This is a genomic window from Mycolicibacter senuensis (assembly GCF_003284925.1).
GTDB lineage: Bacteria > Actinomycetota > Actinomycetes > Mycobacteriales > Mycobacteriaceae > Mycobacterium > Mycobacterium algericum_A.
This window is the reverse complement of sequence record NZ_QMEX01000007.1, coordinates 67,117-87,970: the sequence shown is the minus strand read 5'-3', so window position 1 is coordinate 87,970 and position 20,854 is coordinate 67,117. Positions and strand designations below refer to the sequence as shown.

Here is a 20,854-nt window from a genome sequence, read left to right as displayed (position 1 = left end):
ACGAACTCGACACCGCGCTGCCCGAGCTCCGACCGGTCCGCATAGCACTCCTTGACGAGTCACACAATCTGCGGGAGCCGCTGGTCGGTGGCGTACAAATCGGAAACGCTGCGCGCGAGCCGCTCATTACGAGATTCAGTCGACATCACGGTTTCCCTGCGCGATGACCGCAGAACTGCGCGGCGACGTGCTGCGCCGCGTTACATCCGCTAGCAGTTCACGCGCCACGATGATCTGCTGAATTTCCGATACACCTTGTGCAACATCAAAAAAGATCGCCTCGCGGTAGAGGCGTTCCGCGCTCAGGTCGCGGGTCACCCCATATGCGCCGCAGACATGCATCGCCGCGTTCGCCGCTTCCCGTGCGGCGCGCCCCGCCACCAGTCGCGCGGACGCAGCCTCCGCCGCAATTGATTCGCCGCGGTCGACCAAGTCGGCGCAGCTGAGCACGAGGGCCTCGGCGCCAAGGGTGCCGGCCGCAGCAGATCCGAGCAGAGCTTGCAGGGTGGGAAATTTGCGACCGATCGGGGCACCGCGATGTTCCCGTGTCAACGCGTAGCGGGTGGCCTCCTCGAGCGCGTGCCTGGCGATCCCGACACAGATCGCGGCGGCGCGAACCTTGCCGAACGCCTCGCCCGCGACCATCACGTCGAACCCGGCGTCGATGCCGCCGATCAGGTGGTCGCCGGGTACTGCGACCTCGTCGAGTGTGACCGGGCGTGCCTCTGTGCCTCCCATGGACAGGACCTTGCTGGGTGGGCCCGTCGTCCAGCCGGCAGCGGAGGTGTCGACCAAGAATGCGCCAAGTGCGGTGTCAGAGGTCCGGGCAAAGACCAACGCGACGCGGGCTTGACCTGAAAAGGAGATGAACTGCTTTGAGCCGGAAAGAATCCAGTCATCGCCGTGCCGGATCGCCCGGGTCGTGATCTGGCGGGGATCGGAGCCGGTCGCGGGCTCGGTGAAAGCCCAAGCAGCGGGCGCGTCGCCTGCGACGATCGTCGGGACGAAGCGCTCGATCTGGTTCGGCGTGCCGTGCGCAAGGATGCTCATCGCAACCTGGATCGTGGTTCCCGGGTAGAGGGCCGCCACGGCACAGTGCCGGGCGACCTCGCAGCTGGCCACGGTATACGCGCGGACGGTGCCTCCCTCGCCACCGTACTCGGTGCCGAACGGCAGTCTGATCAGGCCCAAATCGCGGACCGCAGCCCACAATCCGGCTGAGAACGACTGCACACGATCGACCTCTTCGGCCAGCGGTGCCACGGTTCGCGCCGCTTGCCCCGCAATCGCGTCACGGAAGTCCTCGAGTTCCTGTTCAAGGCGGAGCCTCATCGCCGACCCGCCGTAGGAGTAGGGCGGTGGAAATGAGTTCCGTTCTCGTGGGGCCGAAAGGTCCGTTCGAGCTTCGTCATGGCGATCGCGTCAACCAAATGGGTTCGGGCGAAATTTCCCTGAGACACATTAGTCCGTCGGCAGCGGCGCGGGCTCCGACGTTGTGGAGGGATCCCAGGGCGCGAACGCGGGGGCCCGCTTCTCCAGGAAGCTGCTCACGCCTTCCTTGAAGTCACCGTGGTCGCGCAACACGTCGAGCCAGTAGCGGATGGCCAGCGTCCGCGCGTCCTCGTAGGTTCCGCCCTCGGCCTGATAGACCTGCCGCTTCATGATGCCCATCGCGGTCGGAGACGAATGCGCCGCCAGGTCGCGGGCGTACTCCAGGGTCTTGTCCATCAGTTCCTCGGGTTCGAAGATCCGGTCGACGATGCCCAACGACAGCGCCTCCTCACCGCGCACCACCCGCGCCGAAAACAGCAAGTCCAGAGCCTTCGAGGTGCCCGTCACCCGGGGCAGCGACCACGCCAGGCCGTGTTCGGCCATGATGCCGCGGTGGGCGAAGGACGTGGTGATCTTCGCTGCCGACGAGGCGAACCGCAGATCGCAATTCATCGCCGCGACCAGGCCCAGGCCGGCGCACGCCCCGTTGATCGCCGCGATGATCGGCTTGGGAATCGAACGCGGCAGCGTCATCGGTTGCCGCAGATGCGGTTCGGTCATCGATTCGCCATTGCGCTGCTCGGCGAGCGTGTGTGAATCCATGCCGGGACAGAAACTCTTTCCTGCCCCGGTGACGACGATGACCCGGATGTCGGGGTTGGCCGCCGCCTCGGTCAACAGCCGGAAGTACTCGACCTCCATCGGAATCGACCAGGCGTTGTTGCGCTCCGGCCGATTCCAGGTCACGATCGCCACACCGTCGATGACGTCTTGGGTCACAAGGACATTGCTGGTCACCGTCGACTTGCTCCTCACCAGAGAGAATCTTTGCACTAGAAAGACCATTTTAGTTTAATTGTTTAAATATATGCTGTCCAGGGCCGCGAGAACGGTGCGTCTGTGGGCGCGACGACGGGGAGCGCAGATGGCCGGACCGGAGGGTTCGTCGGCGAGTTGGGACGGCGTTCCCGAGCAGCTGCGCATTCGCTACGACGAGCACCTGGTCAGCATTCCGAACGCGGTCCGGGTGAGCGCGCGCCGGTTCGGTGATCGCGACGCGGTCATCGACGCGACGAACCGGCTGACGTTCCGTCAGCTCGAAGAGGCGATGCTGGCTTGTGTGCGGGCCATGATGGCCCTCGGGGTCGCCCCGGGCGACCGGGTCGCGTTGTGGGCTCCCAACAGTGCGCGCTGGGTCCTGGCGGCGCTGGGAATCCAGGGTGCCGGCGGCGTGCTGGTCCCGGTCAACACCCGGTTCAAGGGTGACGAGGCCGCCTACGTGCTGCGCAAGAGCGGCGCCACGGCTCTTGTCGTGGTCACCGATTTCCTCGACGCCGACTACATCGGGATGCTTCAGGCCGCCGACCCCGATTTGCCGGTGCTGAGGCCGGGGCGGATCGTCGTGGCCTCTGGTGACGCCGCCGAGGGCCAGTTGTCGTGGGACGCATTCCTGGCTGCCGGGCAGCGGGTATCGCCCGAGGCGGCGATCACCGCCATCGACGCCCTGAGCGCCGATGATCTCTCCGACATCATGTTCACCTCCGGCACCACCGGCCATCCCAAGGGCGTCATGCTCACGCACGGACAGTCGCTGCGCGCGCACGGCTGGCTGGCCCAGGTGATGGACTTCCGCGCCGGCGACCGGTACTTGATCATCCCGCCGTTCTTCCACACGTTCGGATACAAGGCGGGATGGATGGCGTGCATCGTCCACGGTGTCACGGCGCTGCCGCTCGCGGTGTTCTCCGTCGATGAGGTTCTCGACATCATCGAACGGGAACGAATCTCCATCCTGCTGGGTCCGCCTGCGCTGTTCCAGGGCATCCTCGATGCCCCCGAGCGCGGCGAGCACGACTTGTCCAGCATTCGGGTGACGATGGCCTCGGCCGCTTCGGTCTCCCCCGAGCTGGTCCTGCGGATGCGCGAGGAACTGGGTGCGCGGATCACCCACACCGCGTACGGGCTCACCGAAGCGACGTCACTGGTGACCACGACCTATCCCTTGATCGACTCGATCGAGGCCATAACCACCACGGTGGGCCGCCCGGCCTGGGGAGTCGAGGTGCGCATCGTCGACGACAGCGGCCGCGACGTCGGCGCCGGGGTGCCTGGAGAGTTGCTCTGCCGCGGTTACAACGTGATGCGCGGCTACTGGGAAGACCCGCAGCAGACCGCGGCGGCCATCTCTGCTGACGGCTGGCTGCATACCGGCGACATCGCCGTCCGAGACGAGGAGGGCTACATCCGCATCACCGACCGCAAGAAGGACGTGATCATCGTGGGGGGTTTCAACGTCTATCCGGCCGAGGTCGAACGGATCCTCGGCCAGCATCCTGACGTCGATTGCATCGCCGTGGTCGGAGCTCCCGATCGGCGGCTCGGCGAGGTCGCGGTGGCCTTCGTGGTGCCGCGGCCAGGCAGCGCGCTGTCCGCCGACGGGTTCCGGGCGTGGGCCGCCACCCGCATTGCCAACTTCAAATGCCCGCGACGGGTGTTCCTCGTCCCTGAGCTGCCCCGCAACGCCAGCATGAAGGTGCTGAAGAACGACCTGCGCCGGCGGGCGCTCAGCGCTGGGACGTGTCCTGCCGACGGTGTCCAGCGGCCAGCTCCGCGATGATCGGAGACCACATGCCGATGTCGTGGGGGTAGGGCGCATAGAACTGCATCCGGTCCATGACGTCGTCGAATCGTGCCGTGATCGCGGCACCGATACCGGCCGGTGGGCCGACGACCGCGAACGCATTCAGGACGTCGTCGTCGATCATGGCTCCCATCGTGTTCCATCTTTCCGGATCATCCGTCCGCGACATCGCGTGCAGCTCGTTGCCCAGCTCACCCCAACCGTGCAGGTCGAGCACGCCGTGATAGCTCGGGGTGCTGGCATAGAAGGCGAGCTGATTGCGGACGGCGTCGACCGCCTTGTGCAGCGAATCCTCGTCTGGTCCGGTCGCGGTCAAGGGCAGCCCGAATACTTCGAAGTCGCGCATCGACCGGCCGGCTTTGTCCAGACCGCGCTGCACCGCGGGCAGGGTGACCTCTCTGATGTAGCGCTCGGTCGTGAAGCCGTGCAGGAAGATGCCGTCGCAGACTTCGCCGGCCACCTCGCACATGGCCTCCCCTACAGCGGCGATCACGATCTTGGGTGAGCCGTACGGGTTCGGTCCGGGCGAGAAGAACGGCGTCATCAGGGTGTGCCGGTAGAACTGGCCTTCGAAGCAGAGCCGAGTGCCGCTCTCCCAGCTGTCCCAGATCGCGCGGATCGCGAGGACCATCTCCCGCATGCGCGCGGCCGGCTTGCTCCAAGGCATCGAAAAGCGCCGTTCGATATGGGGTTTGACTTGGCTGCCCAGCCCGAGTAGGAAACGCCCGCCGGTGTAGTTCTGCAGATCCCAGCCGGTGTGGGCCAGAGTCATGGGTGATCGCGCGAAGGCCACCGCGATCGACGTGCCCAGTTCGAGAGTACTGGTGTGTTCGCCGGCCACAACCAGCGGCAGAAAAGGGTCGTGTTTGGACTCCGAGGACCACAATCCGCAGTAGCCGTCGGTTTCGTGGGTCCGCGCGGTCTGGGCTACCTGCGTGATGGTGCTCGGGATCAGTTTTCCGTCGACACGCATGCTCAGCGGGTTATCCTCTCGTCTCCTTGGGCAGTCCGAGCGCCGTCTCGCTGAGGATGTTGCGCTGAATCTCTGAGGTGCCGGCATAGATCTTCCCCGCGAACGACGTCAGCCAGGTGGTCGACCATGATGCGCTTGAGTTGGGGGCGCCGGGATCATCAGTTCTGAAGTGGCGCAGCGGGTGTCGTCCTTCGGGCACCATTGCCGCGGGGCCGAGCACGGTCATGGCGAGATCGGTGACCGCGGGGTGATGCTCGCTCCAGTAGAGCTTGGACACCGACGCCTCGGTGCCTGGCGGCTCGCCTCGCAGCCAACCGGTCAGAATCCGCATCCCGAGGAACCGCATGATCTCGGCCTTGGTGTAGGCCCGTGCGAGCTGATCGCGGATGACTTCATCGTCGCCCAGGCTGCGTTCCCGCACCAGCGCGATCAGGCGGTCGACTTCGGCGCGGAACATGATCGGATTGGTTGCCGCCTCGTCGCCACGTTCCAGGCCGAGCAGCGTCATCGCCGCCTGCCAACCCTGATCGACACCGAGGACCACGTTGTCGACATGGGTGCGCGCCCCGGTGAAGAACACTTCGCTGAACGCCGAAGTGCCGGAAATCATCCGGATCGGACGAATCTCTATGCCCTTCTGATCGAGCGGCACCAGCAGCATGCTGATCCCGCGATGCCGCGCCGCCTCACGGTTGGTCCGGGCGAGCACGAATATCCAATTGGCCGTTGTCGCCTCGGATGTCCAAATCTTCTGTCCATCGATGACCCATTCGTCGCCGTCGAGGCGGGCTTTGGTGGCCAGGCCGGCCAGGTCGGATCCCGCTCCTGGCTCGGAGAATCCCTGACACCAGCGGTCAGCACCGCTGACGATGCGGGGCAGGAAAGTTTGCTTCTGTTCGGCTGTACCGTGTTTGAGGAGCAGATTGCCGATCATTTTGATGCTGAAGTTGTCGTTGGCGCCGTTAGCGGGTACACCGGCCTTGGCGAATTCCTCGACCAGGATCACCTGCTGAAGTTTGGTCAGGCCGCCTCCGCCGTACTCTGCGGGCCAGGTCGGGGCCAGGTAGCCACGCCGGCCCAGCACCGCTCGCCAGCGTTCGGTGAAAGCGTGGGCCTCCCTGGTGTTCAGGGAACCCAGCCCTGCCCAGTCGGGCGGCAATTCCTCCGACAGAAACGTCCGGACCTCGACGCGGAAATCCTCGGCTTCGGCGGGGTAGCTGGGGTCCACGAGCTCAGGCCCCGGTGAAGGTAGGAGGGCGGCGTTCGGTGAAGGCCGCGAATCCTTCGCGGCCGTCGCCCGTACCGAACAACGCTGAGACAACGGCCCGTTCGTGCGGGATACCCTCGGAGACGGACAGATTCTGGGTGCGTCGTAAAAGGCTTTTCGTTGCCGCGAAGACCTGCGGGGCCCCTGCGGCGATCTGCCCCGCGAGCGCGGTCGCGTCGTGGAGCAGTCCGGCGTCGGTGGCCACGCGGTTGACCAGTCCAACTTCGTAGGCGCGGCGGCCGTCGATGACGCCGCCGAGCATCAGCATCTCGGTGGCGACCCCGACGGGTACCAGTCGGGGCAGCCGTTGCGTTCCGCCGGCGCCCGGCAGTACACCCAGTTTGGCCTCGGGGACACCGAGCTTGGCGTCGGCGGTGGCGATGCGCAGATCGCACGCCATGGCCAGTTCGAGCCCGCCGCCGAAGGCGACGCCGTGGATCGCCGCGATGATGGGCAACGGACTGTTGGACAGGACCTCGAGGGCGTCGGTGAAGCCGTGGATGAAGGATTCGAAATCGGTCGAACCGCTGAATGCGTTGATCTCGGCGATATCGGCCCCGGCCGAAAACCCGCGCCCGGCACCGTGAATGACGATGACGCGCGTCGCCCCGTCTGATTCCAGTTCGGCTGTCGCCACGGCAAGCGCGGTGTAGGTGGCCGAGCTGATCGCGTTGAGCTGGGCCTCGCCGTCCAGCGTGATCCAGCCGATGGGCCCGTCGCGCCGTGTGGTGATCTGTGTGGTCATCGCGTTCTCACGCCATCGTCAGGCCGCCGCTGACCGACAGCGTTTGACCGGTGATGTAGGCGGCGCCGTCGCCGGCGAAGAAGACCACCGCCGGAGCAACATCGTCGGGCGTGCCGATCCGTTTCATCGGCACCGCCTTGGCCAGCGCATCGAACATGCCTTGGCTCATGTCCGCCACCTGTGCAAGCAGGGCGGTGTCGGTAGGCCCGGGGCACACGGTGTTGACGGTGATGCCCTTGGTCGCCACCTCGCGCGCCAGTGCCTTGGCGAAAGCGATGACCGCACCCTTGGTTCCGGCGTAGACCACCTCCCCGCTGGAGCCCACCCGACCCGCATCCGATCCGATGTTGATGATGCGCCCGTAGCGCCGTTCGATCATCGAGTCGAGCACCGTTCGGGTGACGATCACGGTCCCGAGGTAGTTGACCGACACGATCGATCGCCAGGTGGATTCGGTGGAGTCGACGAACTTCTCGATCTTGTCGATACCGGCGTTGTTGACCAGGATCTCAACCGGGCCGAGTTGAGACTCGACCGTGGCCAGAGTGTCGGCCACCGCGCCGCTGTCGGACACATCCATGGCGAAACCGGCATGTTCCCCGCCCAGGGCCGAGGCCACCTCCGCGGCGGCGCTGCCGTCGAGATCACACACCGCGACTGTCGCACCCGCGTCGGCCAGATGGCGCACGAGCGCGCGCCCGATCCCTCCGGCTGCACCGGTGACCAGCGCGGTCCGTCCGGCAAGCGACGTCATGTTAGTCAGCGCCTTTCGCATCGCCGGCGCCGTCGACGAAACGCGGTGCTCGTTTCTCGCGGTGGGCGGCCAGCCCTTCGCGAACCTCCGGTCCGCCGAAGCCGATGAACTCCAGGCCCAGCGAAGCGTCGAATATCGGACCCGCCATTCGGTACCAGTGGTTGAGGCTGTGCTTCGTCCACCGGATCGCCGTCGGTGCTCCGTGGGCCAGTTGGGTCGCGATGCGGGCGGCGGTCTCTTCGACGTCGTCGTCATCGACGCATTTCGACACCAGTCCGATGCGCTCGGCCTCCTCGCCCAGCAGCGGTTCGCAGGTCAGCAGGTAGTACTTCGACTTGGCCATGCCCGCCAGCAGGGGCCAGCAGATCGCGGCGTGGTCCCCAGCGGCGACACCGAGGCGCGTGTGGCCGTCGATGATTTTGGCGGTGCGGCCCACGACGGAGATATCGGCGAGCATGGCGACCACCAGACCGGCCCCCACCGCGGGGCCCCGGACCGCGGAGACAATCGGTTTGGAGCAGTTGATGAGGTTGTACACCATGTCCCGAGCCTCGCGCATGACGCGCATGCGGCTGTCGTAGCCGTTGATCATGTCATCGAGCAGCTCGAAGTTACCGCCGGAGGAAAAGGCCTTGCCCGCCCCACGGACCATCACCGCACGCACCTGCGGGTCGGCATCGATGACCGGCCACACATCGGCAAGGTCGCAGTGCATCTGGGGCCCGACCGAGTTCAGGCCGGGCGCTTCCAGAACGATGTTCAAGACCCCGGAGTCCTGCAGGTCGAATTTCAGGCTCGGAAACCGGCCATCCCAGTCTGGCACCCGCCACTCCCTCCATATGACTTAATAAGTTAGACATTAACATGACGACTCGGTTGCCTGGAAGGCGCCGAGAGCCTTATAGTTCTATCATATAGATATTTGAGGGAGGGGTTGCGATGGACTTCGGACTCTCGGAGGAACAGGCGTCTTTGCAGGAGGTCGCGCGTCAGTTCGTCGAACGGCACTGCCCGCCGCGGCAAGCCAAGGACTGGGACGAGGCCGGCGCCTACCCCGAGCAACTCTTCAAAGCGATCGCCGAGATCGGTTGGTTCGGCCTGCCCTTTCCGGAATCCGCCGGCGGTGACGGCGGCGGAGCCGTCGAACTCGCCCTCATCGCCGAGCAACTCGGGCACGCCAGCCTCGACGTCGCGATGTGCTACATCGGCTCACTCATTCCCGCGCTGACCGTGTACAAGTGGGGGACCGACGCCCAGCGGGAGTGGATCAAGACGCACATGCTGACCGGCTCGGCACGCTTCGCGGTCGCAATGAGCGAGCCCGAAACGGGCTCGGATGCGGCGGCTTTGCGCTGTGCCGCGGCGGATCACGGAGATCACCTGGTGATCAACGGGCAGAAGATGTGGTGCACCGGGGCGGGCCTGCCCGGGACGCGGATCATGATGTACGTCCGGACCTCGACTCGGGGGCGCAAACACGACGGTCTGAGCCTGGTAGTGATCGACGCCGACACCCCTGGCCTGAAGCTGCGGCAGATGCCCACCCTCGCGCGTCACATTCTGGGTACCTACGAGGTCTACCTCGACGACGTCGTGGTGCCCAAGGATAATCTCGTCGGCGAGCAGGACCATGCCTGGACGGTGATGCTGTCCAACCTCGAACTCGAGCGGGTGTTGATGAGTGGCGCCTATGTCGGTGTCGCGCAGGCAACCCTGGATGAAGCCTTGGAGTACTCCAAGCAGCGCACGGCTTTCGGCAGGCAGATCGGCAACTTTCAGTCCCTCGCCCATGCCATGGCCGACATGCAGGTCGAAATCGATTCCGCCCGGCTGCTCGCCTATCGTGCCGCCTGGATGCATGCCCAGGGGATGGCCTGCAGCCGCGAGGGGGCGATGGCCAAGCTCAAAGGATCGGAGACCTATGTCGATGCCGCGCGGCTTGGTATGCAGATCTGCGCCGGCCACGGCTTCTCCACCGAAAGCGTCATGAGCTTCCGGTGGCGCGAATCCATCGTGGCGCCGATCTCGGGAGGTACCAGCCAGATTCAGCGCAACGGGATCGCGCGCAGCATGGGCCTGCGAAGTTACTGAAAAGGCGTGCCGTGATGAAGATATTCGCCAGTGTGGGACAACTCAGGAGGATCCGTGTCCGTCGTCGTCGTTGAAGCTGTCCGCTCGCCGGTGGGCAAGCGGCGCGGCGGCCTGGCCGGTTGCCTGGCCCCCGACCTGCTCAGCGATGTGTTCGCCGCGCTGATCGAGCGTTCGGGCATCGATTCTGCGCTGGTCGGCCAGGTGATCGGCGGCTGCGTGAGCCAGGTCGGTCAGCAGACTAGCAACGTGACCCGCAACGCATGGCTTTCCGCCGGCCTCGACCAGCGGGTGCCCGCGTCGACGGTCAACGCTCAGTGCGGTTCTTCTCAGCAGGCCTTTACGTTGGCCTACGGTCTGGTCGCCGGGGGCGTCGTCGACGTAGCCGTGGCCGGGGGCGTCGAATCGATGAATCAGGTGCCGATGACCGCGAGCGCGATCGCCGAGTACGGGCCTCCCCGGACGCCTCGCTTCGCGCAGCACTACGAGATCACGACTCAGTTCGAGGCGGCGGATCGGATCGCCGAGGCCTGGAAACTCAGCCGTGATCAGCTTGAAGAGTTCGCAGTGCGTTCGCAAAGCCTTGCCGCAGAGGCGATCTCACAGTCACGCTTCGCTGGGCAGATTGTTCCTATCGAGGCGCCTGTGCTTGGTGAGGACGGAGCTCAGCACGGCACACACACGGTCGGTGTCGATGAATGCGTCCGGCCGACAACCCGAGAGGGTCTGGCCGGCCTTCGGGTCAACCTGGCGTCGCGCCCGGGCGCTCTGCACACGGCGGGTACCTCGTCACAGATCTCCGATGGCGCCTCGGCGCTGCTGCTCATGACCGAGGCCCGCGCCGCTGAATTGGGCCTGCGTCCTCGCGCTCGCATCGTCGACTCGCTACTCATCGGGAGCGATCCGGTCATGATGCTGACCGGTCCGATCCCGGCGACGCAGCAGATCCTGGAGCGCAACCGATTGACGCTGGACGACATCGATGTCGTCGAGATCAATGAGGCGTTCGCGTCGGTGGTGCTGGCCTGGCAGCACGAGATGAAAAGCGATCTGTCGAACGTGAATGTCAACGGTGGCGCGATCGCACTGGGTCATCCGCTCGGCGCGACCGGAGGGGTGCTGCTGACGAAGGCGTTGCATGAGCTTGAGCGCGTCGGCGGCCGCTATGGTCTGGTCACGATGTGTGTCGGCGGCGGGATGGGAACGGGGACAATTCTTGAACGTCTCTGAAGTGGTCCGACTCGGCGGGGTGTGAGGTGGCCGGCCCGTTGGACGGGGTGACGGTCGTCGCTCTCGAGCAGGCAGTCAGTGCACCGTTCGCTTCCCGCCAGCTTGCTGACCTGGGCGCGCGGGTGATCAAGATCGAACGCGTCGGCGATGGTGACTTCGCGCGTGCCTATGACGACGAGATTCGTGGGATGGCAAGCCACTTCGTGTGGGTCAACCGCAACAAGGAATCCGTTGCCCTGGACTTCACCGTGCCCTCCGGGCGGGCCGTCCTCGACGAGCTGATCGCCTCCGCCGACGTATTCGTGCAGAACCTTGCGCCGGGCACCGCAGAACGGATGGGCCTGAGCGCCGCCCGACTCGTCGCCACCCACCCACGGCTCATCGCCTGCGATGTAACCGGATACGGCGAGGGCGGGCCGTACGCCGCCAAACGCGCCTACGACCTTCTCGTCCAGGCCGAGAGCGCGTCGATCGCCACCACCGGCTGGCCGGACCGTCCCGCCAAGCCGGGGATCGCCATTGCCGATCTCTCCGCGGGGATGTACGCGTTCAGCAGCGTGCTGGCCGCGCTCTACGAACGCGAGCGAACCGGCCGCGGCCGGGCGATCTCGATCAGCATGTTCGACGCGATCTGCGAGTTGATGGGTTACAGCATCTATTTCACCAGCTACAGCGGGCGCACCCATACGCCCAACGGCATCAGCCACCCGTCGTTGTCGCCGTATGAGGCGTTCGAGACCGCCGACGGACGCAAAGTGGTCGTCGGTGTCCAAAACGACCGGGAATGGGCACGGTTGGCCACCAGGGTGTTGGGGCGGCCGGAGCTGGCCGAGGACCCCCGGTTTGCGACCGGGCCGGCCCGCACCGCGCATCGTGAGCAGGTGACCGCACTGTGCGGGCAGGTGCTGGCCCGGATGACCCTGGAGGAGGCCATCGAGGCCCTCGATAATGCAGGGGTGGCCTGTGGACGGGTTAACCTGCCCAACGAGCTGATCGAACACCCGCAGCTGGAGGCGCGGCGGCGGTGGCGAGACGTCGACTCACCCGTCGGCCCGATCAGGTCGCTGCTGCCGCCGCCGGTATCGCCGGGGTGGGACCTGCGAATGGACCGCATTCCCGACGTGGGGGACAGCACCGTGGCGATCCTCAAAGAGCTGGGCCGCATCGACTCCGAGATTGACGACCTGAAGAGAGCCGGCGTCGTGGGTGTGCCGGCCACCGACGGCCCCGTCGAGGACAAGGGAGCTGAGCATGGATCTTGAGCTGTCGCCGGCATTGCGTGACTTCCGAGACGAGGTGCGCACCTGGTTCGCCGAACATCTGGTCGGTGAATTCGCGGAGCACCGTGGTGTGGGCTTCTCCTGGGACGACGCCGCGTGGGACGTGCGCGTGGCCTGGGAGAAGGAGCTCTCGGCCGGAGGCTGGCTGTGTCTGGGCTGGCCCAAGCAGTACGGTGGACGCGACGCCAGCGTCGATGAGCAGCTCGTCTTTCATCTCGAGTACGCGCGTGCCAACCCGCCGTACCGGGCGGCGTCGCAAGGCGAAGATTTATTCGGTCCGACCCTGCTGGCCTATGGAACCGAAGCGCAGAAGCAACGGTTTCTGCCCAAGATCGTGGCGGTCGAGGAGTTCTGGGGTCAGGGATTCAGCGAGCCCGGCGCCGGGTCGGATCTTGCCGGCCTGCGGACCAAGGCCGTTCTCGACGGCGATGAGTGGGTCATCGACGGTCAGAAGGTGTGGACCTCGGTAGGGACCCGGGCAGATTGGATGTATGTCCTGTGCCGAACCGATCCGGCGGCGCCGCGTCACCGCGGCATCTCCATGATCCTGGTGCCCGTCGATCAGCCCGGGGTCGAAGTGCGGCCGATCCGAAATATTGTGGGGGGCGCGGAGTTCTGCGAGGTGTTCTTCAACGGTGCCCGCACGTCCGCCGATCTCGTGGTCGGCGAGGTTAACTCCGGATGGAACGTGGCGATGGGCGCTCTGGGCACTGAGCGGGGTACCACACTGCTGGCTGAGCATCTGCGGATCGCCCGTGAGGTCGACGAGATGATCGGGGCGGCACGCGATTCCGGGCTCGAACACAGCGCCGTCATGCGTGCTGATCTGGCACGGGCGTGGACCGATGCGAAGATCATGGAATGGAACGGGTTACGCCTGATGAGCACCCTGAAGGGTGGTGGCGGTGACCCCGCGGCGCAGGCCTCGATGAACAAAGTGTTCGCCAGCGAATCCCACATACGGATGGGCGAACTGGCCATGCTGGCCCAAGGTGCGCGCAGCGAGCTGGTGGGCGCATGCTACGAACTGGACCGGTTGCAGCAGATCTTCCTCACGAGTCGCGCCGAGTCAATCTACGGTGGCACCACGCAAATTCAATTCAACGTGCTGGCGGAACGCACCTTGGGCCTGCCGCGCGAACCGCGCCCCGGGTAGACCCCGTAGCCAAGCTCAGATGGCGCCGTCGTGCTGCAACTCGTCGATCGCGGCATCGGAAAGACCAACCACCCGACTCAACACCTCGCGCGTATCCTGACCCAGGACCGGCGGGGCGGTGTAGTCGGTGACGGGCGTGCGTGACATCCGGATGGGATATCGCAGCGCGGGGATGGTGTCCAGCTGTGGATGTGCGATGTTGATCTGCATCGCGCGGTCGCGCACGTGTCTGTCCGCCAGGGCGGCGTGTACATCGTTGACAGGACTGACCGGTACGTCAGCAGCCTCCAGCGCGGTGATCCAGTGTGCGGCATCCCGTTCGGCGAAGATCTTCTCAAGCACGGCGAGCAACTCCAATCGGTGCTCGATGCGTGCGGCGATGCTGGCGAAGCGCGGATCGGCGGTGAGTTCCGGGTGCCCGAGCGCCTGGCAGGCGCGGGCGAACTGCGGATTGGTGGTCGCGACGAGGAAAATCTGGTTGCCGTCGGCGCAGTGGAAGGCCTGAGACGGAATGCCGCCGAAGCCGCCGTTGCCGCGTCGTTCGGGGACAGCGCCGGAGACCAGATAGTTCTCCACATAGTGCGACATCGACGCCAGCCCGCAATCGAGCAATGAGACGTCGAGGTGCTGCCCCTCGCCGTGCTGGTCGCGATGGCGCAGGGCAGCCAAAACCGCGGTGCTGGTGTGTAAAGCGGTCAGAATGTCGATGAGCGAGAGCCCCGACTTCATCGGGCCGGCCCCCGGGGTGCCGTCAGGGTGGCCCGAGACGCTCATCATTCCGCTCAGTGCCTGGAAGATCCCATCGTAGCCGGGCCTGTCGCGGTACGGACCGGTCTGCCCGAATCCAGTGACCGAACAGTAGACGAGCGTGGGGAAGCGCCCGCGCAGATCCTCGTAGCCCAGACCGTATTTCGCCAGGACCCCGGGCCGGAAGTTCTCCAGCAACACATCGGATCGGCCGATCAGGTCAAGCAGCAGCTGTTTGCCGCGGGGTGTGGTGTAGTCGATCGTCACCGACTCTTTGTTGCGGTTGCAGCTGAGGTAGAACGCCGACATCCCGCCGGAAGTGTCGCCGGACAAAAACGGTGGACCGTACTGGCGCGAGTCGTCGCCGACGACGGGTCGTTCCACCTTGATGATCTCGGCGCCGAGGTCGCCGAGAATTTGCGCGGCCAACGGCGCGGCGAGGATCCGGCTAAGATCCAGCACACGGATTCCGTCCAGTGCGGCGCGAGTCACGTCTTATCTCCTCCGGTGCAGGCGGTAGCCAGTATATAGTTAAATGTAATTAATGTTTCACTGCCATCGGTGCCCGACGACGTCGTCAATCCCCACGGTCCTTCCGTGTGGGAAGAGTTCAGAAGCACTACGGCATGTCGGGTGTAACCCGAGGAGGACTCATGGCCGACAACCAGACCGTTGATCCTCACATCCAGGTCGGTCAACCCCTGCATGTGCCCAAAATGGCCGAGCTGATCGGCAGCAACCTGCGCAAACAGATCGTCCGCGGTGAGTTGCGTGAGGGTGACGCCCTGCCGTCGGAAGCCACGCTGATGGAACAGTTCGGCGTCTCCCGCCCTACGCTGCGCGAGGCTTTCCGGGTCCTGGAGTCCGAGGCGCTGATCACCATCAGACGCGGTGCGCACGGTGGGGCCCGCGTGAACAGCCCCGACGGTCGCATGGCGGCGCGCTACGCCGGACTGGTTCTCGAGCACCGAGGTACCACCTTGCGCGATGTTTTCGACGCCCGCTCCATCATCGAATCCACCTGCGCGGGTGAGGCGGCCAAGAGCCGGACGAAGGAAGACCTGGCTCGTTTGCGCTTCTTGTGCCGAGAGATCACCGACACCTCGGACAGCACGTCGCGCATTGCGCTGCATGCGCGGTTCGACGCCGCAGTCGTGGAAGCCTCGCACAATCAGACCATGATCGTGTTGTCGTCGATGCTGCGGACGATCATCGATAAGTCCACCTTGCAGTCGGTGCAGGACACGGCGGGTTCGCCGGCGACGGTCAAGGCCTACGAGGATGCTCATCGCGCGCATCTGCGGTTGGTCGACCTGATCGACAAGAAGAACGTCACAGCCGCCAGAGCGCACTGGAAGCGCCATCTCGACTTGGCCGAAGAGTTCGTCCTGTCGACGGGTGTGGCCGGGCATTCGGTTCTCGATCTGCTGTAGGGACTCATTGCGATGCGCACCTGCGCGCGAGCTCCCGCCGCACGATCTTGCCGCTGGGGTTTCGGGGTAGCGCCTCGAGGAATTCCCAGCGCGCCGGCACTTTGAATCCGGCCAAGTGCTCGCGGGCGTAACGGTGCAGGGCTTGCGGACTTGGAGGTATCGCCGGATCGGTCGGCACGATGAACGCCGCGACGGTCTCGCCCAAGCGCCGGTCAGGAACCCCGACCACCCCTGCTTCGCGCACCTCGGGGTGGCTCTCGAGAACCTGCTCGACCTCGAGCGGAAAGACGTTCTCACCGCCACGGATGATCTTGTCCCCGCGACGGCCGACGAGGTACAGGTAGCCGTCGACCAGGTGTCCGAGATCGCCGGTGCGCTGCCAACCGTCGCCGTCGGTGACGAACGAATGCGCGCAGCGCGCCCATACCTCGCCCACCCCGTCCGGGCCAGGATGGTCAATATGCAACTCCACGCCGGGCGCGGCGCGGCCCGCCGACCGGAGCAAGTCGGTGCGGCCTGCGGCCGCAGCGCGATGGTCGGCCGCGTCGAGCACCGTGAGCGGGCTGCCCTCGGTCTGGCCGAACAGGTTCACCAAATCGACACCGGGCATGACGGTCTGGACGCGCCGCATCGTGTCGGGATGTATGGGCGACCCGCCGTAGCCCAGCACCCGCAATGTCGGCAGCGTCAAGGCATCTGCGGCCAACAGAATCTCGATGATCGATGGGACCACCACGGCATGAGTCGGTGCGACCAACTCGAGGCTGAGCCACGCGTCGACGCTGAAGTCGGGAAAGCACACCAATGTCGCACCGTTGGCGAGCGTCACCGCGATATTGCCCAGGGCGCCGACGTGGTGGAACAGCGCCGCGGTGGCCAGCCGGTCACCGAGTTTGAGGTCCAGCAGAAGACCATTGACGTCAGCGCGGTGGCCCAGCGGCGACTCGCGAACCGGCACCGGCTTGGGTAATCCGGTGGTACCCGAGGTGTGCATCACCATCGCGACGCTGTGCGGGTTGTCGTTAGCGGTCACAGCACGGTTGCTGAAGGTGGGGCCGTCGATGATCTGCGCCCGTCGGCCGGTCGACTCAGCCAGGTCGGTGGCCAACTCCATCCAGTCGGGGTCGGCAAAGAGCACGCCACCCGAGAGGTTTTCTAGGCAGGCCAACAGTTCTCGGCGGGTCATCCGCGGCGCCAGTGGGGCCAACGGTCGTCCCGATACCGCCCCGGCGAGCATCATGGCGATCGAGGTCGGACGCGACGCCATCAACGCCGGCACATCGTCGCCGGCAGCGACCCCCGCTGCGTCCAGCACATCAAGTGCGCCCGCGGTCATCGCGACGAACTCAGTGCCGGACCATCGTTCGACCGACCCGGCGTTAACCGAGATCAGCGCGGCGGAGCCGGAACGGAGGTGCAGGCTCGCAAGCACCCGCTGTGACCACGTCGCGTATGCGTCCGTGTCGGGCACCGACGGCATGATCGCCTCCTGACTGGATGACGAGGACCCGATTCACGTTTAGTATAATTAGGTCGATAATTCTATTATATCGTGGGCGGCAGGACAGAACGAGTGCTGCAGCCTACTGAAGGGATCAACATGGTCGAATCCGTGGACTCTGTGCCCCCGTTGGCCAAGGGCCTCACCTGGGAGGACATGGTTACCGGTTCCGCCTTTCGGACCGGCGCCAGAACAGTCACCGAGACCGATCTGATGAGCTTCGTGCACCTCGGTGGGTTCAACGAACCGCTGTTCTACGATGCCCGCCACGCCGCCGAAGGTGGCTATCAGGGCCGCCTGGTTCCGGGGGCGCTGGTCTACGTTCTCGCCGAGGGACTGATCTTGCAGACCAATGCGCTGCACGGCACCGGCCTTGCCTTCATGCACATGGAGTTGACGATCAAGGCGCCGACCTATGTTGGTGACACCTTGCAGGTGATCGTGCAGACGACCGAGTCACGACCCTCCAGCAAGCCCGGGCGCGGTGTTGTCGCGTCGCTGTGCACGGTCATCAATCAGCGCGGCGAGGAGGTAGCGACCTTCACGCCGGTGCGGCTCATTCGGGGTCGCGACTTCGTCGGTGCAGGTTCCTGAGATGGTGGAGTCCGCAGCGGTGCTGGTCGACTCGGACGGCCCGGTCCGCGCCCTCACGCTCAACCGTCCGGATGCGCTCAACGCATTCGATGACGAACTGCATGAGGCGTTGATCGAGGCGCTGCGGGAGATCTGTTATGACGCCGAGGCGAAGGTGGTCGTGGTGACCGGCGCCAACAAGGCATTCAGTGCCGGCGGCAACATTGACGACTTCACCACGCTGGCCAATGATCTGCATGTGCGTAGGGCCACCCTGCGCAAGGGTCGGAAGTTGTTCGACGACTTGATCAATGTGCACCTTCCGGTGATCGCCGCGGTCAACGGCCCAGCGGTGGGCCTGGGGTGCACGTTGGCGACGGCCTGCGACATGGTGTTCATCTCTGAAGACACCTTCATGGCTGACCCGCACATCACCGTCGGTCTGGTGGCCGGCGACGGTGGTGCGATCACCTGGCCGCTGAACGCGGGACTGCTGCGGGCCAAGGAGTTCCTGCTGACCGGCGACCGCATCACCGCCGAGCGTGCCGTCGAAATGGGGCTCGCCAACAGAGCCGTACCCGCGGATGAGTTGATGGCCCGGGCCACCGAGTTCGCGCACCGACTCGCGGCGTTGCCGTGGCAGGCCGTGCAGGACACCAAGGCGGTGCTCAATCAGCACCTGCGTGTCGCGTCGGCCTCGATGCTCGGATACGGCCTCGCGGCTGAGAGCCAGTCCCATGACACTGCCGAATATCGCGCTGTGCCAGAACGTTTCCGAGCGAGACGGAAGTGAGGTTGCGATGGACTTCGCGCTGAGCGACGAGCAGCAGACACTTCAGCAGGTGCTGCGCGAGTTCCTGCAGGCCAAGTCGCCGGAAGTCGCCGTCCGGGAGCAGATGGAGGACCCTGTCGGCTTCGATCGGGCGCTGTGGACCCAGATGGCGCAACAGCTGGGTTTGCAGAGTCTGGCCATTCCCGAGGAATTCGGCGGTAGCGGCTTCGGATTCGTCGAACTGGGGATCGTGTCGGAAGAGCTGGGCAGGTCTCTGGCAGTCACCCCGTTCTTCGCCTCGTGCGTGATGGCCTCGCACCTGCTGCTGGCTCTCGATGACCAGCAGGCCTGCAGCGACTACCTTCCGGGCCTTGCCAGCGGCGAGTCCATCGCCACCGTGGCCCTCGCCGAAGACAGCGGGTCGTGGCAGCCCTCGTCGGTGGCAGCGACGGCGACAGGGGCGGATGACGCATGGGCCATCAACGGACACAAGTCGTTTGTGCTTGATGGCGCGGTGGCCGACCTGATACTCGTCGCCGCCAGAGTCGAAGGGATGGTCGGGGTTTTCGCTGTGGACAGCGGGGCGCGGGGCCTGGCCGTCGAGCCTTTGGCGACGATGGATCAGACCAGAAAACAGGCCCGGCTGACCTTCGCCGACACTCCGGCGCGGCTGGTCGGCTCGGTCGAAGCCGCAGAGCCCGCGTTACTGAAGATGCTCGACCTGGCCGCCATCGCGGTCGCCGCGGAGGCACTCGGTGGAACCGGCATGGTGCTGGACATGGCGGTGGACTACGCGAAAGTCCGCGAGCAGTTCGGTCGCAAGATCGGATCGTTTCAGGCGATCAAGCACAAATGTGCGTCGATGCTGGTGGAGCTCGAATCATCGCGCTCAGCAACGTATTACGCGTTGTGGGCGGCATCGGTCGGTCATGACGATGTTCCCAAGGTCGCATGTCTGGCCAAGGCCTTCTGTGTTGATGCGTTCCTTTACGCCTGTGGAGAGAATATTCAGATTCATGGCGGTATCGGATTCACCTGGGAGCATCCGGCCCACCTCTACCTCAAGCGTGCGAAGAACGCGCAACTGTTCCTCGGCAGCTCTGACTTCCACCGACAGCGCCTCGCTGATCGCATCGGCATCTGATCACCACAACGATAGGGGAGAAAACACATGGGATCGCTTGACGGTCGGGTCGCCATCGTGACCGGCGCCGGCCGGGGTCTTGGCCGCGCGCATGCGCTCACACTGGCCGCTGAAGGTGCTGCCGTGGTCGTCAACGATCCAGGCACCGGGGGAGACGGGGCCGGCGCAGACGCCTCGCCGGCGCAGCAAGTCGTGGCGGAAATCGAGCAGGCCGGTGGTCGGGCTGTCGCCAACCTCGACAGCTGCGCTGACTGGAACGCCGCTGAAATGCTCGTGGCGCAAGCGGTTGACACCTTCGGATCACTCGACGTGTTGGTCAACAACGCCGGCATCCTTCGGGACAAGATGAGCTTCAACATGGCAGAAGCTGACTGGGACGCGGTGATGGAGGTTCATCTCAAGGGCCACTTCGCGCCGTCGCGGTTCGCCGCGGCCTACTGGAGAGCGAAGGCCAAGGAAGGCGGCGACGTCTACGGCCGAATCGTCAACACCAGCAGTGAGTCCGGCTACATCGGCCTGGTCGGCCAGGTCAACTACGCGACGGCCAAAGCCGGCATCGTCGGGATGACGCTTGGCATGGCCCGCGAATTGGAACGGATCGGGGTCACGGTCAACGCGATCGCGCCACGTGCGCGCACCCGGATGACTACCGGCGCGTTCAGCGGCTATCGCGAGGCCGTCGAGGGGCAGTTCGATGATCGGGCTCCGGAGAACATCAGTCCCGTCGTCGCCTGGCTCGCCGGTCCGTGGGCAGGACACATCTCCGGCAAGGTGTTCGTGTGCTACGGCGGTGATGTCGAATTGCAGAGTCCCATTCAAACCGCGGTGCACCTCTCCGCCGGCGAGCGGGCGTGGACCGTCGAGGAACTCGTGACGCGGTCGCATGAGTTTTTTCCCGGCGACAGTACCCCGGGTGTAGTGGCTTTGCGGGCCGGAATCGGCGGCTGACCCACGGGCGCAGGATATAGAGCGGATCGGCGGGTGTTGCCCTAGCACATCGCATCCGGCGGAACGGAACGCAGTGAACAGTATGCTGCTTGTCCATGCGTAACGCGCGGA

Annotated in this window: 19 protein-coding genes; 10 read left to right on the top strand and 9 right to left on the bottom strand. The window is 65.3% G+C overall.

Annotated elements, in window-relative coordinates; genetic code table 11:
* Positions 1–135 precede the first annotated feature (135 nt).
* Both DQP56_RS04630 and DQP56_RS04625 read right to left on the bottom strand, forming a co-directional pair.
* A complete protein-coding gene (locus tag DQP56_RS04630; RefSeq protein WP_112683805.1) occupies positions 136–1,332 on the bottom strand; it encodes an acyl-CoA dehydrogenase family protein in 1,197 nt (398 codons plus the stop codon).
* Between the two features lie 129 nt (positions 1,333–1,461).
* Positions 1,462–2,289, bottom strand: coding sequence for an enoyl-CoA hydratase-related protein (locus DQP56_RS04625; protein WP_205868797.1), 828 nt, complete (start codon positions 2,287–2,289; stop codon positions 1,462–1,464).
* Positions 2,290–2,416: 127 nt separating this feature from the next.
* On the opposite strand from DQP56_RS04625, the gene DQP56_RS04620 reads away from it, so the two are divergent.
* The gene (locus DQP56_RS04620) at positions 2,417–4,108 is read left to right on the top strand and encodes an AMP-binding protein (protein ID WP_165824897.1); all 1,692 of its coding nucleotides are present in this window, start codon (positions 2,417–2,419) and stop codon (positions 4,106–4,108) included.
* Here the strand turns inward: DQP56_RS04620 and DQP56_RS04615 are convergent.
* The 5 genes from DQP56_RS04615 to DQP56_RS04595 are packed head-to-tail and all read right to left on the bottom strand — an operon-like array spanning position 4,056 to position 8,694.
* Positions 4,056–5,105, bottom strand: coding sequence for an LLM class F420-dependent oxidoreductase (locus DQP56_RS04615; protein ID WP_112683803.1), 1,050 nt, complete (start codon positions 5,103–5,105; stop codon positions 4,056–4,058). The genes DQP56_RS04620 and DQP56_RS04615 overlap by 53 nt on opposite strands.
* 10 nt (positions 5,106–5,115) lie before the next feature.
* Positions 5,116–6,333, bottom strand: coding sequence for an acyl-CoA dehydrogenase family protein (locus DQP56_RS04610; protein ID WP_112683802.1), 1,218 nt, complete (start codon positions 6,331–6,333; stop codon positions 5,116–5,118).
* Between the two features lie 4 nt (positions 6,334–6,337).
* Positions 6,338–7,117 (bottom strand): enoyl-CoA hydratase/isomerase family protein, encoded by a 780-nt coding sequence (locus tag DQP56_RS04605; RefSeq protein WP_112683801.1) that lies wholly within the window; start codon positions 7,115–7,117, stop codon positions 6,338–6,340.
* Between the two features lie 7 nt (positions 7,118–7,124).
* Positions 7,125–7,871, bottom strand: coding sequence for an SDR family NAD(P)-dependent oxidoreductase (locus tag DQP56_RS04600; RefSeq protein WP_112683800.1), 747 nt, complete (start codon positions 7,869–7,871; stop codon positions 7,125–7,127).
* Between the two features lies 1 nt (position 7,872).
* A complete protein-coding gene (locus tag DQP56_RS04595; RefSeq protein WP_112683799.1) occupies positions 7,873–8,694 on the bottom strand; it encodes an enoyl-CoA hydratase/isomerase family protein in 822 nt (273 codons plus the stop codon).
* 116 nt (positions 8,695–8,810) lie between these two features.
* Between DQP56_RS04595 and DQP56_RS04590 the strand changes: the two genes are divergently transcribed.
* Genes DQP56_RS04590 through DQP56_RS04575 form a run of 4 tightly spaced genes read left to right on the top strand, consistent with a single transcriptional unit; the run spans position 8,811 to position 13,625 of the window.
* Positions 8,811–9,962 carry an acyl-CoA dehydrogenase family protein gene (locus DQP56_RS04590; protein ID WP_112683798.1) on the top strand — a complete coding sequence of 384 codons (1,152 nt, stop codon included), beginning with the start codon at positions 8,811–8,813 and terminating at the stop codon, positions 9,960–9,962.
* 54 nt (positions 9,963–10,016) lie between these two features.
* Positions 10,017–11,189 (top strand): acetyl-CoA C-acyltransferase, encoded by a 1,173-nt coding sequence (locus DQP56_RS04585; RefSeq protein ID WP_112683797.1) that lies wholly within the window; start codon positions 10,017–10,019, stop codon positions 11,187–11,189.
* Positions 11,190–11,215: 26 nt separating this feature from the next.
* Positions 11,216–12,451 (top strand): CaiB/BaiF CoA transferase family protein, encoded by a 1,236-nt coding sequence (locus DQP56_RS04580; protein ID WP_112683796.1) that lies wholly within the window; start codon positions 11,216–11,218, stop codon positions 12,449–12,451.
* Positions 12,441–13,625, top strand: coding sequence for an acyl-CoA dehydrogenase family protein (locus DQP56_RS04575; RefSeq protein WP_112683795.1), 1,185 nt, complete (start codon positions 12,441–12,443; stop codon positions 13,623–13,625). The genes DQP56_RS04580 and DQP56_RS04575 overlap by 11 nt, the downstream gene beginning before the upstream one ends.
* A gap of 15 nt (positions 13,626–13,640) precedes the next feature.
* On the opposite strand, the gene DQP56_RS04570 is transcribed toward DQP56_RS04575, so the two are convergent.
* Positions 13,641–14,864, bottom strand: coding sequence for a CaiB/BaiF CoA transferase family protein (locus DQP56_RS04570; RefSeq protein ID WP_112683794.1), 1,224 nt, complete (start codon positions 14,862–14,864; stop codon positions 13,641–13,643).
* A gap of 161 nt (positions 14,865–15,025) precedes the next feature.
* Between DQP56_RS04570 and DQP56_RS04565 the strand changes: the two genes are divergently transcribed.
* Positions 15,026–15,805, top strand: a complete 780-nt coding sequence (locus DQP56_RS04565) for a FadR/GntR family transcriptional regulator (RefSeq protein WP_205868796.1) — start codon at positions 15,026–15,028, stop codon at positions 15,803–15,805.
* A gap of 4 nt (positions 15,806–15,809) precedes the next feature.
* Here DQP56_RS04565 and DQP56_RS04560 read toward each other — a convergent pair whose 3' ends face one another.
* Positions 15,810–17,276: a class I adenylate-forming enzyme family protein gene (locus DQP56_RS04560; protein WP_162111685.1), complete on the bottom strand. Its 1,467-nt coding sequence runs from the start codon at positions 17,274–17,276 to the stop codon at positions 15,810–15,812.
* A gap of 141 nt (positions 17,277–17,417) precedes the next feature.
* Between DQP56_RS04560 and DQP56_RS04555 the strand changes: the two genes are divergently transcribed.
* The 4 genes from DQP56_RS04555 to DQP56_RS04540 are packed head-to-tail and all read left to right on the top strand — an operon-like array spanning position 17,418 to position 20,743.
* Positions 17,418–17,900 (top strand): MaoC family dehydratase, encoded by a 483-nt coding sequence (locus DQP56_RS04555; RefSeq protein ID WP_234825507.1) that lies wholly within the window; start codon positions 17,418–17,420, stop codon positions 17,898–17,900.
* A 1-nt stretch (position 17,901) separates the two neighbouring features.
* Positions 17,902–18,672 (top strand): enoyl-CoA hydratase/isomerase family protein, encoded by a 771-nt coding sequence (locus tag DQP56_RS04550; RefSeq protein ID WP_205868795.1) that lies wholly within the window; start codon positions 17,902–17,904, stop codon positions 18,670–18,672.
* A gap of 7 nt (positions 18,673–18,679) precedes the next feature.
* Positions 18,680–19,795, top strand: coding sequence for an acyl-CoA dehydrogenase family protein (locus DQP56_RS04545; RefSeq protein ID WP_112683792.1), 1,116 nt, complete (start codon positions 18,680–18,682; stop codon positions 19,793–19,795).
* A gap of 57 nt (positions 19,796–19,852) precedes the next feature.
* On the top strand, positions 19,853–20,743 hold the full coding sequence (locus tag DQP56_RS04540) for an SDR family NAD(P)-dependent oxidoreductase (RefSeq protein ID WP_435673817.1): 891 nt from the start codon (positions 19,853–19,855) through the stop codon (positions 20,741–20,743).
* The last annotated feature ends 111 nt before the right edge of the window (positions 20,744–20,854 follow it).